Raw genomic sequence first — 13,120 nt, forward strand, 5'->3', positions numbered from 1 at the left:
GCATACTCCTTTTTTAATTTGGATTATAGCTTAAAAAAAGGTTTAGTAAAAGTTATCAATAAGTTATAGATAGGTAACATTTTAGAAAATAATATTTAGTAACAGTAGTAGGGTTTTTAAGGGGGTTGTGAGATTTTAAAAAAAGTGAATGAAACGCTTTGTGATAAGCCTTTTTTCATTCACTCAAATTCAACGCCGTTTTTTTATCGTTCAATTCATTCAAGCGGTTTTTAATCTCTTCTCTAAGGCTTAAGATAAAAGGGTTTTTTTCTTCTTCAAGCATTTTTTTAACGCTAGAATACATTTTAGAAATGCTTGAATGATCTTTTAAATCCAAAAATTGAGCGAGCGAGAGCGTGGGGTTTGGGGTGTAGAGCCTTGCAAAATACACGACTAATTTTCTGGCTAAAGCGACATTTTTTTGGCGTGAAGATTTTTTGATTTCACTGGATTTGAGGTTCAGGCTTTGCGCGACAGCGAGCAAGATATTTTCTAAGCTTGAGCCTTCAGCATGATCTTTTTGCAAATCTTCTAAAACGGTTTTAGCGAGGTTTAAATTAATGGAGGCGTTCATTAGGTTTGCATTCACGCTGATTTTAATGATCGCTCCTTCCATTTGGCGGATATTGTCGCTGATGTGTTGGGCGATGTATTCCATCACTTCTTCGGGTAAAATGATTTGATTGAGCTGGCATTTTTGTTTGACAATAGAAAGCTTGGTTTCTAAATCAGGGGGCATGATTTTAGCGGTTATCCCCCATTCAAAGCGCGATTTTAGGCGATCTTCTAAACCGGCGATGTTTTTAGGCGATCGGTCTGAGATTAATACGATTTGTTTGTTATTAGCGTGCAATTCGTTGAAAGTGTGGAAAAACTCTTCTTCTAGTTTGGGTTTTCCTTGCAAAAATTGGGCGTCATCTAGTAGGAAAAAATCGCAATGGCGGTATTTTGCTTTAAAAGAATCCATGGTTTTATTGTCTAAATGCTTTAAAAAGTCTGTCAAAAAGTCTTCAGAAGTAACCAGCACGACTTTTTTATGCTTTTCTAGGGCATGGTTGCCGATAGCGTTTAAAATGTGCGTTTTGCCTAACCCTGTGCCACCATAAAAAAGCACTGGGTTATAAGGGGGAGTGTCGCTTTGGGCGACTTTTTTAGCGATTTCATAAACGGTGTTATTGCATGAGCCTACGACAAAATTTTCAAAAGTGTAAGAGTCTTTGACGCTGGATTTTACTGCTTTGTAATTGATGTTAGAATGATCGCTAGCCTGAATTTTAGGAGCCACTTCAATACGCACGTCCACGCTATGGGCTAAATGCATGCCGACTTTATTCTGGCTTAAAATTTCTTTGAGTAATACGCCGTGTTTAGCCGTAATCCAATTGCATAAGAGCATGTTAGGGGCGTAAAAAAAGGCAATATCGCTCTTGCTCGCATTAGGGTTGTATTTGAGCTGGCTTAAGCAATTTTCATACTCTATGGGGCTAACTTTTTGTTTGACTAGCGCCAAGATTTCTTTTTCAATATTGTTGTTGGTATCCATGGCGTTATTATAGCGTGAATAAGTTGTGAATGAAAAAGGAATGGCATGTGAATGAAATGTGAATGAAGCCTTAAAATTAAGGCGTTTCTTTTAAGGGTTTGTCTATAATGCTTGCTTCAATCATAAGCGAATGGATGCGAAAAAAGGATTTTCATGCTGCTTTGCGCTGGAAGGAATGAAACTTTAAAAGGGGCAACGCCTGTTGGTGTGGGCTTGATAGAAAGCGCGATCAATTTAACGAGGATATGTTTAAAAAACCCTAGTATAGAAAGCCTTATTTTTATAGGGAGCGCGGGGAGTTATAGTGCGGAAATTGAGCTTTTAAGCGTGTTTGAAAGCATTCAAGGCTATCAAATTGAAGAGAGTTTTAGCCATTTAAACAGCTACACGCCTTTGGATAATTTTATTCACATAGAAACCAAAGAACAAGCGCTTTTTAAAAGGGTGCGCGTGAATAGCAGTAACTACATCCACACCAACGGAATGTTTGCTAAAAAAATGGTTCAAAAGGGCGTTTTATTAGAAAACATGGAGTTTTTTAGCGTTTTGAGCGTGGCTAAGGCGTTTTCTTTAAAAGCCAAAGGGATTTTTTGCGTGAGTAATCATGTGGGGCTTGATGCGCATAAGGAATTTAAAGAAAATCATGCCAAAGTCAAGCAAGTTTTAGAAAACATCATTGATAGTTTAATAGTTTAGCTATCATGGAGCATTCTAAATTAAAGGCGGTTGAATGTTTGAAAAAATACGCAAGATTTTAGCGGAGATTGAAGATTCGCAAAATGAAATTGAAATGCTTTTAAAATTAGCGAATTTGAGTTTGGGGGATTTTATTGAAATTAAAAGAGGGAGCATGGACATGCCAAAGAGCGTGAATGAAGCGTTTTTTACGCAATTAAGCGAAGAAGTGGAGCGCCTAAAGGAGCTTATCAACGCTTTAAACAAGATCAAAAAAGGGTTATTGGTGTTTTAAATGTGCGGGATTGTCGGTTATATAGGGAATAGCGAGAAAAAATCCATTCTTTTAGAGGGCTTGAAAGAATTGGAATACAGAGGTTATGATAGCGCTGGTTTAGCCATATTGAGCGCTGATCGTTTGGAAGTGTTTAAAACTCAAGGGAAATTAGAAAACCTTAGAACAGAGCTTAAAGATAAGGAGTTTTTGAATTTTGGCGTGAGTATCGCTCACACCAGATGGGCAACGCATGGGAAACCAAGCAGCGTGAACGCCCACCCGCATTTTACAGAAAATTTAGCTTTAGTGCATAACGGGATCATTGAAAATTACGCGAGCTTGAAAAAAGAATTGGAAAATAAAGGGCATGCGTTTTTGAGCCAAACGGACACGGAAGTGATTGCGCACCTTTTAGAAGAAACGCTTAAAAGCGAGAATGATTTATTGAAAGCCTTTGAAAAAAGCATCAGCCTTCTAAAAGGGAGTTATGCGATTTTAATGCTCCATAAAAGGGCTAAAGAGAGCTTGTTTTACGCTAAATCTTCTTCGCCTTTGATCGTGGGTAAGGGCAAAGAGGGGGTGTTTTTTGCGTCCAGTTTGAGCGTGTTAGCCCCTAAAGTGGAGCAATTTGTCATTTTAGAAGAAAACAGCGTGGGGCAGATTTCTTTAGAGAATTTTAAAGATTTAAAAAATATTGAAAACATGAAAGATTACGCCTTTGACAATAAGGATTATTCTAAAGGGGATTTCAGGAATTATTTAGAAAAAGAGATTTATGAGCAGCATAGCAGTTTGTTAGAGTGTTTAGAGGGGCGTTTGGAAGCCTTGAATGTGTATTGTGAGATCGATCCTGAATTTTTAGAAAATGTGAGCGAAATCACGCTGTGTTCTTGCGGGAGCAGTTACCATGCGAGTTTGGCGAGCGTGTATTTGTTTGAAAGATTAGCCAAAATAAGAGCGAGGGCCATTTTAGCGAGCGAATACCGCTACGCCAATTTCAAAAGCAACCCTAACGAGCTTTTTATAGCGATTTCTCAAAGCGGGGAAACCGCTGACACTTTAGAGGCTTTAAAATTAGCCAAAGCGCAAGGGCTTAAAACCATTAGTTTGTGCAACGCCCCTTTTAGCATGATGAGCCGCATTAGCGATCACACTTTGTTGATTAGAGCGGGGGTAGAAAGGAGCGTGGCATCCACTAAGGCGTTTTCTTCGCAAGTGATGCTTTTATGGCTTTTGAGCGTGTATGTGGGCAAACAATTAGGGACGATCTCTAAAGAAGAAGAAAAGATCCAAGCTAAAAACATGCTAGATAGCGTGAATGCAATGAAAATAGAGCCTAAATTGCATGAAAAAATCAAGCGCCTATCCAAACGCTACTTGCATGGGCATGGCTTTTTTTATATTGGGCGCGATGTGTTTTACCCGCTCGCTTTAGAGGGGGCGTTGAAACTCAAAGAGATCAGCTACTTGCACGCTGAAGGGTATGCGAGCGCGGAGATGAAGCATGGGCCTATTGCGCTAGTGGATTCTAACCTTTTTACCATTGCTCTATTGTCTAAACATTTATTGTTTGATAAAACCAAAAGCAATATTGAAGAATTGAGCGCTAGGGATTCTACGATTTGCGTGTTAAGCTCTGAAATTTTAGAAATCGCTGATGATTTTATCCAATTAGAAGAGAGTGAAAGCTACATGGAAGAATTTTTCCGCATGAATTTAGCGATGCAACTTTTAGCTTTAGAAATCGCTATGCGTTTAAATCACGATGTGGATCACCCAAGAAATCTGGCTAAAAGCGTGACCGTGGAATGATCTAATAGCATATAGGAGTCAAATAATGGAAGTGATTTGTAAGCATTACACCCCTTTAGACATTGCAAGCCAAGCGATCCGCACTTGCTGGCAGAGTTTTGAATACGGCGATGGTGGAGGTTGTAAGGATAAGGAATTAATCCACAGGGTAGGGAATATCTTTAGGCATTCTTCCACTTTGGAGCATCTTTATTACAATTTTGAAATCAAGGGTTTGAGTAGGGGGGCGTTGCAAGAATTGAGCCGGCATAGAATAGCGAGCTTGAGCGTGAAATCAAGCCGTTACACTTTAAGGGAATTGAAAGAAGTGGAGAGCTTTTTACCCCTTAATGAAACGAATTTGGAGAGGGCGAAAGAGTTTTTGGTTTTTGTGGATAATGAGCAAGTGAATACAATGAGCGTTTTGGCTTTAGAAAATCTAAGGATTTTATTGAGCGAGCATAACATTAAAAACGATTTAGCCAAATACGCCATGCCTGAAAGCTATAAAACGCATTTAGCTTATAGTATTAATGCTAGGAGTTTGCAAAATTTATTGGCTTTAAGGAGCAGCAATAAAGCCTTAAAAGAAATGCAAGATTTAGCCAAAGCCTTGTTTGACGCTTTGCCTGGCGAGCATCAATATTTGTTTGAGGATTGTTTGAAACATTAAGCATAAGAAATTATTGCTTGATTTTATGTTAGTTTTTTATTGCTGATTTTTACACGCCCTATTTTAGCGTTTGATTGGATAAAACTTTTAAGGGGGTTTGTTGTACAATTTTATCACGCCCCATAGTTGCAATATGGGGCAAACTACCTTTAAAGGAGCATGTTATGTCAAAGCCACATAACAAACGCTCTTGGAGATCATTATACTTTGAGTTTGCTTTTTTGGGGCTTAAAGTAGTCGTTTCTGTGAAACGCTGATTTTTCTAAGAGCGTTCCCTTAAGCTTCAAGCTTAAGGGTTTCCTTTATGAGTGGGTTTGTCCTTGACTTTGGGGCGTTAATTATATCTTTTTTATTCAAATTTTAATCTTGTTTTTATATTTTAATGATAAAAATTTTAAGTGGGTTTGTTGTAAAATTCCATTACGCCCCATAGTTGCAATATGGGGCAAATCCAAGTAAGGAGCATGCCATGAAACGCAAAAGTGGCAAACGCTCTTGGAAAGTATTATACCTTGAAATTTCAATTTCTTGGTTTAAAATGGTGTTTTGTATGAAACGCTGATTCTTCTAAGAGCGTTCCCTTAAGCTTCAAGCTTAGGGGTTTCCTTGTGAGTGGGTTTGTCCTTGACTTTGGGGCGTTTTATTGTTTAAAACTCTGATTTTAGCGCTCATTAAATCGTGGTTTAAAGCTTTTTTGATGTTTTCAAATTGGCGTTTTTTGTTTTTAAGGCTTATGATTTCATTGTCTAAAGCGCTTAAAACGTTAGCAATAGCGGTTTGTTCGTTTAGGGGGGGTAGGGGGATTTTGATTTGTTGCATGGCAACACTCATAAGTTTTGGGTTACCCATTCCAGGATTTACATGTAGGGGAGCAATAACTTGTAAAATATAATATAAATATTTATGCAGTATATTGTCTTGAATAGGTTGAAGTAACCCGCATACATTGGTAATACTAAAACGCCCATTCCTATAAAATACGCTTCCAGCATACGCCCCATCAGTTGTCCAAGTTAAAAACTCACCATCAAAATCATAAGTATCAATAAAACCTAAAATTCCATTATTTAAGGTTTGTGATGAATAAACAGGATATTCTCCATTTTCTTGTAAAACTTTTTTTGCGATAACTCTTCCTCTTTTAATAAGGCATATTTCACCAATTTTTTTAAACTCCACCCCATTGGACGCAAGAATTTGGTTTAACATTCTAATTTTGAAAAAAAGAAATAGGGCTTATTATATCTATGGGTATCACTCTAAATAATAATTGTTGGTATTTATCTTTTTCCATGTAATTACCCGCTTTATAGGAGTATTGGAACCCTCCCCTAACGCCAAAACCCATTTTTTTAATCTTAACAGGAGCGATATACTGATACCCCACTTTAAAATTAAAGCCGTTTAAAATGGTGCTGGGATCTTTTCTTTCTAAGAGTCTTCCACTAAAGAAGTGAGGTAGAAAAACAGAACTATCTTTATAAGTTAAATTCCATGAAAACATTCCGCTATACCCAAGACCTACAAAAAGAGCGCTTTTATCCACTCTTTGATTCTTAGCCTTAGCTTTTTCTGCCTTAACGTTTTCTTTCGCTAAAGCTTCTTGAACCTTCTTTCCAACGAGTTCATTAAGCTCGCTCTCATCTATGGCGTGGCTAAGACTAAACCCTAGTGCAGAACACAGAACCAAAAATAAAAATTTGGTTTTTAAAAAAACGGGGGGTGGTAACTTGCATATTTTTCCTTGATTTAAAAATAATTTGAATGTTGTAAAATATTGAAACTTAAATGAAGAAGTCTTAACGATATGATTAGATAAAAAGGACTTTTTACAGGCATTAATGAGTATTTTTAACATTAATGAGCGTTATAAAAATCAAATTAAGCGTGTGGGGGTTTGATTGGATTTAATGGGCTTGATCAGGATTAGTGAGAATTGAATGATTGTATTTTAAAATCAAAAGCCAGAGACAACTCTAGTTAAGCTGCCCCTAGCCACACCGATATTACTCGTGATGCCCGTGGCAGCAACCTTCTTCTTGATGATGGCTATTGCTAGAGCTGCAACAACCTCCTTCGTGATGAGAGCTGTGATGGTGATGGTGGTGTTCACCGCCGTGATAGTGGTGGTGGTGTGTGTGATGGTGGTGGTGGTGGTGTCCGCCGTGTTGTTCTTCATGGTGTGCCATGATGACTCCTTTGATTAAAAATTTAAATTCTAGCTCACCGGCTAGGATTTCATTCTACAATATAAAATCCAATCAATTGTTAATGAAAGAAAATTTAGCGCTAATTTTTAATCCATATCGCTCAATGTTTGAAAAACTACTGCAAAGAATTTTAAATTTTCTGCTGGAGCTTTTTCTCCCTCAACTGCCCGCAAGCCGCTTCAATATCCAAGGCTTTGGATTCTCTAATGGTGCATAATAAGCCTTTGGCGTTTAAAAAATCCGCAAACATTCTAGCGCTCTCTAAGCTAGGGCGTTCAAACTTAGAGCCTTCATGCGGGTTGAATAAGATCAAATTCACTTTGGATTTAATGCCGTTTAAAAGCTTTAAAAGTTTTTTAGCGCAATCCAGGCTATCGTTTAAGTTTTTGATCAAAAGGTATTCAAACATCACCCTTTTTCGCTGCTCTAGGGGCCATTTTTTCACTTCATTCAAAACACATTCAATATTGTATTTTTTATTCAAAGGCATTAAAGATGAGCGCGTTTTGTCATCTACGGCGTGTAAGGATATGGCTAATTGCACGCCCAAATTCTTACTCGCTAAAATAGGGATCTTATCCGCTACGCCGCTAGTGGAAATGGTGATTCTTTTAGGGGAAATTTGCATGCCGGTATTAAAAATCTCAATCGCCTTGCACACCTCATCTAAATTGTTCAAAGGCTCGCCCATTCCCATAAAAACAATGTTGAGCGCTTTTTCAATAGGGAGGTTGTTGTCCTCTTTAATGAGTAAAGCTTGTTGGACAATCTCGCTCGCTTTTAAATCCCTTACAAAACCGCCTTTTTGAGTGAGACAAAACGAACAACCCACTTGACAGCCTATTTGACAAGACACGCACACGGTGTATTTTTCCCCCTCTAAAATGGCGTTAGTCTCTCCATCAATCTTTTTATCTTTCATTTTCAAAAACACCGCTTCAAAAGTGTGGTTATCCCTCAAAGATTTAAAAAGGTATTTTTTAGAGCCATCAACGCTCTCCCTCACATGCGTGATTTCTATCGTGCGCAAAGTAAATTCTTGCTCCAAAGAAGCGATAAAATCTTTTGAAAAATTATTTTGCATGTCTTTAAAGCTCGTTTTATACTTCGCATAGAGCCACAAATAGAGTTGTTTAGCCCTAAAACTCGGTTTTAAAAGTTGGCTCAATTCCTTTAAAGTGAAATCATAAATGCTCGCTTTCATGCTTTAAGCCCTAATTCTAAAAGTTGGTGCAAGTGCAAGACCCCTAAAACCTTATTTTGAGAATCCACGCACACTAAAAGCTGGATTTTATGGCGCTCTAAAAATTCTAACGCTTCTAAAAGAAGGGCGTCTAAATTCTTAAAGCTTTTAGGTTCTAAAGTGGCAAAATATTTCACTTCGCTCTCCAAACTAACCCCTTTTAATAACGCCCTACGGACATCGCCATCGCTCAACACCCCCACAAGCTCGTTATTAGCATTCACTAAAATCGCGCTGCCTAGGCGTTTTTCACTCATTTCTATGAGCGCGTCTTTAAAGCTTGTGTCAGGAGGGATTAAAGGGAGATTGGTGGTTTGCAACAAATCTTTAACCTTGACAAAAAGTTTTTTGCCCAAAAGCCCGCCCGGATGAAAAGAAGCAAAATCTTCTTGGCTAAAGTTTTTCACTCGCATCAAGCATGCCATTAAAACATCGCCTAAAGCTAAAGTTAGGGTAGTGGAAGTCGTTGGGGCGGTGTTAATGGGGCAAGCTTCTTTTTTAATTTTTAAGCTTAAATAATAATCGCCAAGTTTAGAGAGCGAACTATTAGGGCTTTTAGTGAAAGTGATGATTTTATGACTCAAGCGTTTTAAATGGCTCACTAAATTCAATAATTCTAAAGACTCGCCCCCATAACTAATCATTAAAATCACATCGTTTTTTTCCACCATGCCCAAATCCCCATGCATAGCTTCTGTGGGGTGTAAAAACGCGCTCCTGTTACCGGTGCTTAGCATGGAAGCGCTGATTTTTTGCGCCACTAAAGCGCTCTTACCCACGCCCACGATCACAAGCTTACCCCCTTTTTCTTGGCTCTCTAAAATAAGCTTGACAATCGCTTCTAAATCGTTAGGTTTTTGGAATTGTTGAACGCTCTCTAAAAGCGCGCTCGCTTCATCTTGCAAGACTTGTGAAGCGATAGCGTTACAATCAAAAAGATTGGGCATGACAAATGATAGCCGGGTATTTTCTAAACTTTTTAAAGAGCGCTTTTCTGATGAAATTACGAGTGTGATCTTCTAATTTTTTAGGGTTATTCAAAATCTCAGCGTTAGCAGATTTGATTAACATTTCTAAGCCCCCTTGAATTTCTTTAACCAAATGCTTTTCATCTTTAAAGCCCACAAGCCCTAAACTAGAAAATTGGGAGCTTTCTAAAAGCGCTTGTTTGTTTTTATTCACAAAAATCGTAGCCACAAACACCCCTGCGCTAGCGACTTCTTCTCTTTGTTGGACGATGCTAGTGTCAATACTCAAATTGCTTTGGTTATCCACATAGCTTTTACCGCTTTTAATCGTGCCAACTTTTTTGATAAATGTGGGGCTAACTTCCACTTGATCGCCATCTTCCATTAAATAAATATTTTTTTCAGGCACCCCGCAAGAAATAGCGGTTTGTTTGTGGCGCGCAACATGGTTGTATTCCCCATGCACGGGTAGGAAAAACTTAGGCTTAATGAGTCTTAACATGAGCTTTTGCTCTTCTTGGGCGGCATGCCCACTCACATGGATATTGTCAAATTCTTGATAAGCCACTTTAGCTTCTTTTTTGATTAGAAAATTCAATACCGCTGAAACGCTCGCTTCATTACCAGGAATAGCTTTAGCGGAAATAATGACCAAATCGTTGGGTTTGATAGAAATGTGGCGGTGCTCATCTGTCGCCATGCGATAAAGCGCGCTCATGGTTTCGCCTTGTGAGCCGGTCGTTACGATTAAGACTTCATTGTCCGGGTATTTGGCGACTTCATTGGCTTCAATAAAAGATTGATAAGGCAAATGGATATAGCCTAATTCTCTGGCAATGTCTAGGTTTTTTTCCATAGAGCGCCCGATCACAGCGATTTTGCGGTTGTATTTAATGCCGTATTGTATGGCTTGATAGACCCGGTGGATATTGCTAGAGAAAGTACTCATGATCACCCTCCCTTGCGCTTCTTTAAAAAGGGTATCAAAAGCCGGCGCTATGGTGCTTTCACTGGGCGTAGTCCCGGATTTATGGGAATTGGTAGAATCGCTTAATAAAAGCATCACCCCTTTTTCGCCATAGTGCGCCAAACGATACAAATCAGTGGGCAAATTATCCACCGGGGTGTGATCGATCTTAAAATCGCCGGTATGAATGATGGTTCCAGCTTTAGTTTGGATCGCTAAAGCGCTGCTGTCAATGATAGAGTGCGTGATGTGGATCCATTCAATGATAAATTCGCCCACGCTAATGGGGCAACGCTTTTCTACGATTTTAAAATACGAGCGGTATTTTTTCAAACCATGTTCATCAAACTTACTCCCGATCAGCCCTAAACTCAAAGGCGTGCCATAAAGGGGGAATTGCAACTCTTTAAACAAATAAGGCGTCGCTCCTATGTGATCTTCATGGGCGTGGGTGATGATGATACCGGCGATCTTGTCCTTGATTTGGTGCAAGTAGGAAAAATCAGGGATTAAAATATCCACGCCAAAGAGCCCTTCTTTAGGGAAGCTCATGCCCGCATCAATCACGATCGCGCTTTTTGGGGTTTCAATGACCATCATATTCCCCCCAATTTCGCCCAAGCCCCCTAAAGGCGTGATTTTAACGCTCGCTTTAGAGTTTAAATTCATCTTATAGTGCGGGTTTAAATGCTCCACTTGAATCTTATTATTGACTTCAACGCCCTTTTTTAGCTCTTTGTGAAAGCCCAAAGTCCCTCTCTCATTCACATGCAAAATCTCCGTAACGCCCTCCACTTTATTGTTATCCAATTCTTCTTTGGCGTAATTTCGTGTTTTGGCGTGTTTTTGTTTGTGGTGGTTATGGGGTTTTTTGTTGGGATGGTGCTCTTTTTTATGGTGCAAAGACGCTTCATGGTGCGAAGATTCTTCATTTTTTTGCGCGTTTTCTTTATGGAAACGCTTTTTGCGGTTGGTGAATCGCTCAAACGCCCCGGCTCGCGCCTCGTCAGCTTTTGAATTTTCATTATGCTCGTTGTGTCTGTTGTTTTCATTATTTTGGTTGTTATCACTCATAACTTTCTTTCCTTCATTTCAATTTTTTAAAAGGTATTAGCCTTTTAAAAGGTATTTTAAGAGCTTGAGGTAATCTTGTATCTCAGACGCTCTCACGCTTGTTGGTTGGTTTTCTAACGCTAAAAAATCTAACACCTTATCAAGCTTTTCTTTATAAGAAACGCTTTTTTTAAGATTGTTTGAAAGCGTCTTCCTAGGAGATGAGAAACAAGCTTTCAAAAAATCTTCTAACATTTCAAACCCTTTTTGTAGGGCTTCTTCAAAAGATAGCGTTGGGGTTAATGACGCTAACGCTTTTTCTTTCAACGGCTCTTTGATCACTTCAAACACGCTAGAAAACACCTTTGGAGGCGGGCTAAATGCGCTGGGCGGCACATCAAATAAAAGGCTAACATTCCCTATGGCGTGAGCCAAAACGCTTAAAGCGTTCTGTGAATCTTTAGCGCCAAATTTGAACGCTACTTCCTTTTGCGTCATCACCAATAAGCCCCTGCATTTAGGGTCTTTAAGCGCGTTTAAAACAAGCCTGGTAGCGATATAATAGGGCAAATTAGAGATTAAAAAATAAGGCTCTTCTTCTTTTAAAAAAAGAGCGTCTTTTTCCACTAATTCCAACTCAAAAGGCTTTTTTTGCTTTTTGAGCCTTTCTCGCATTTTCTCGCACAAACTGCTGTCTATCTCATAAGTCTTTAAAGGGTAGCGATCCAACAATTTAAGAGTCAAATCCCCTAGCCCCACGCCAATTTCAATCAATCTTAACGAATTTAAGGGGGGCAAAGCGCTAACAATGCGATCTAAAAACGACTCGTCCGTTAAAAAATGCTGCCCTAAAGACTTTTTAGCTACTACCATGAGCACGCTTTTAATCCTAATATTATACCTTAAAAAAGGGATTTGTCTTTCCTTTTTAATGCAACTTCTTTATTATAGCTTTTTTCATTCAAAGATGTTGGTAGTTTTGACAATAGAAGCGCTTGAATTGGCGCTTGTATTAAAAATTAGTATTAAAATCTTTTTCGTTAATAATTGGTTAGATCTTACACTATAAAATAAAATCCTAGCTAGTGAGCTAGAATTAAATTTCAATTAAAGGAGTTCTCATGGCACACCATGAACAACAACATCAAGCACAACAACAGCAACAACAGGCTAACAGCCAACACCACCACCATCACCATGCGCACCACCATCATTATTACGGCGGTGAACACCACCATCACAACGCGCAACAACATGCAGAGCAACAAGCAGAGCAACAAGCTCAACAACAACAACAACAGCAAGCACACCAACAGCAACAACAAAAAGCGCAACAACAAAACCAACAATATTAATTGGGGCGTTTGTGGGGGCGGCCTTAGGGTTGCTCCTAGCTTTTAACTTTTCTTTTAATCCAGTAAATCCCTTAATTTAAAGCGTTGTCTAATTTTAAATTTCAAACTTTTAAACTTGCTCTTTTTATTATTTTTTATTCTCAAATGGCTTTGTTTTCTACCGCATGAAAATAAGTTTATTGATGAATGGTCATGATGTGGTTTTTAGAATGAAAGCACAAAAATGAGAGCGTTGTTTTAAACTCGCTGTTATTTTGGAATTTTGTTAAAAGGGCGTAATTAGGGGGGCGAATTGATCGTTATGGTTATGATGCATGTTTAATCTGTGGGCGTTTTTAAGCGGGTTTGTTGTAAAATTTTATCAC

Annotated in this window: 12 protein-coding genes and 2 pseudogenes; 6 read left to right on the forward strand and 8 right to left on the reverse strand. The window is 38.7% G+C overall.

Annotation, left to right across the window (positions count from 1 at the left end; translation table 11 throughout):
* Nucleotides 1-175 precede the first annotated feature (175 nt).
* Complete coding sequence (gene dnaA, locus AA977_RS06695) at nucleotides 176-1,543, reverse strand: chromosomal replication initiator protein DnaA (RefSeq protein ID WP_064435047.1); 1,368 nt, start codon at nucleotides 1,541-1,543, stop codon at nucleotides 176-178.
* A gap of 153 nt (nucleotides 1,544-1,696) precedes the next feature.
* Between dnaA and AA977_RS06700 the strand changes: the two genes are divergently transcribed.
* From AA977_RS06700 to AA977_RS08130, 5 genes are all read left to right on the forward strand, one after another.
* Nucleotides 1,697-2,239, forward strand: coding sequence for a nucleoside phosphorylase-I family protein (locus AA977_RS06700; RefSeq protein WP_064435048.1), 543 nt, complete (start codon nucleotides 1,697-1,699; stop codon nucleotides 2,237-2,239).
* A 34-nt stretch (nucleotides 2,240-2,273) separates the two neighbouring features.
* Nucleotides 2,274-2,513 (forward strand): DUF2443 family protein, encoded by a 240-nt coding sequence (locus AA977_RS06705; RefSeq protein WP_000461849.1) that lies wholly within the window; start codon nucleotides 2,274-2,276, stop codon nucleotides 2,511-2,513.
* Complete coding sequence (gene glmS, locus AA977_RS06710) at nucleotides 2,514-4,307, forward strand: glutamine--fructose-6-phosphate transaminase (isomerizing) (protein ID WP_064435049.1); 1,794 nt, start codon at nucleotides 2,514-2,516, stop codon at nucleotides 4,305-4,307.
* A gap of 25 nt (nucleotides 4,308-4,332) precedes the next feature.
* Nucleotides 4,333-4,959: an FAD-dependent thymidylate synthase gene (gene thyX / locus AA977_RS06715; RefSeq protein WP_064435050.1), complete on the forward strand. Its 627-nt coding sequence runs from the start codon at nucleotides 4,333-4,335 to the stop codon at nucleotides 4,957-4,959.
* 74 nt (nucleotides 4,960-5,033) lie between these two features.
* Complete coding sequence (locus AA977_RS08130; RefSeq protein WP_080472378.1) at nucleotides 5,034-5,216, forward strand: hypothetical protein; 183 nt, start codon at nucleotides 5,034-5,036, stop codon at nucleotides 5,214-5,216.
* Between the two features lie 337 nt (nucleotides 5,217-5,553).
* Here the strand turns inward: AA977_RS08130 and AA977_RS06720 are convergent, their stop codons facing one another.
* From AA977_RS06720 to rsmA, 7 genes and pseudogenes are all read right to left on the reverse strand, one after another.
* Nucleotides 5,554-6,138: a restriction endonuclease subunit S gene (locus AA977_RS06720; RefSeq protein WP_253764825.1), complete on the reverse strand. Its 585-nt coding sequence runs from the start codon at nucleotides 6,136-6,138 to the stop codon at nucleotides 5,554-5,556.
* Between the two features lie 40 nt (nucleotides 6,139-6,178).
* Nucleotides 6,179-6,737: pseudogene (locus AA977_RS06725) on the reverse strand (outer membrane beta-barrel protein); the annotation flags it as partial.
* Between the two features lie 291 nt (nucleotides 6,738-7,028).
* Nucleotides 7,029-7,148 (reverse strand): annotated as a pseudogene (locus AA977_RS08215) (hypothetical protein); the annotation flags it as partial.
* Nucleotides 7,149-7,299: 151 nt separating this feature from the next.
* Nucleotides 7,300-8,373 (reverse strand): dual-specificity RNA methyltransferase RlmN, encoded by a 1,074-nt coding sequence (gene rlmN, locus AA977_RS06735; protein ID WP_064435051.1) that lies wholly within the window; start codon nucleotides 8,371-8,373, stop codon nucleotides 7,300-7,302.
* Nucleotides 8,370-9,359, reverse strand: a complete 990-nt coding sequence (locus AA977_RS06740) for a KpsF/GutQ family sugar-phosphate isomerase (protein WP_064435052.1) — start codon at nucleotides 9,357-9,359, stop codon at nucleotides 8,370-8,372. Before AA977_RS06740 ends, rlmN begins: the two co-directional genes overlap by 4 nt.
* Nucleotides 9,343-11,421, reverse strand: a complete 2,079-nt coding sequence (locus AA977_RS06745; protein ID WP_064435053.1) for a ribonuclease J — start codon at nucleotides 11,419-11,421, stop codon at nucleotides 9,343-9,345. The genes AA977_RS06740 and AA977_RS06745 overlap by 17 nt, the downstream gene beginning before the upstream one ends.
* 36 nt (nucleotides 11,422-11,457) lie before the next feature.
* On the reverse strand, nucleotides 11,458-12,273 hold the full coding sequence (gene rsmA / locus AA977_RS06750) for a 16S rRNA (adenine(1518)-N(6)/adenine(1519)-N(6))-dimethyltransferase RsmA (protein WP_064435054.1): 816 nt from the start codon (nucleotides 12,271-12,273) through the stop codon (nucleotides 11,458-11,460).
* 248 nt (nucleotides 12,274-12,521) lie between these two features.
* On the opposite strand from rsmA, the gene hpnL reads away from it, so the two are divergent.
* Entirely contained in the window at nucleotides 12,522-12,755 is a 234-nt protein-coding gene (gene hpnL, locus AA977_RS08260; RefSeq protein ID WP_000930051.1) for a nickel-binding protein HpnL, read from the forward strand.
* Nucleotides 12,756-13,120: the final 365 nt, after the last annotated feature.

Origin of the sequence: Helicobacter pylori, assembly GCF_001653455.1 — a bacterium.
GTDB classification, from domain to species: Bacteria; Campylobacterota; Campylobacteria; order Campylobacterales; family Helicobacteraceae; genus Helicobacter; species Helicobacter pylori_A.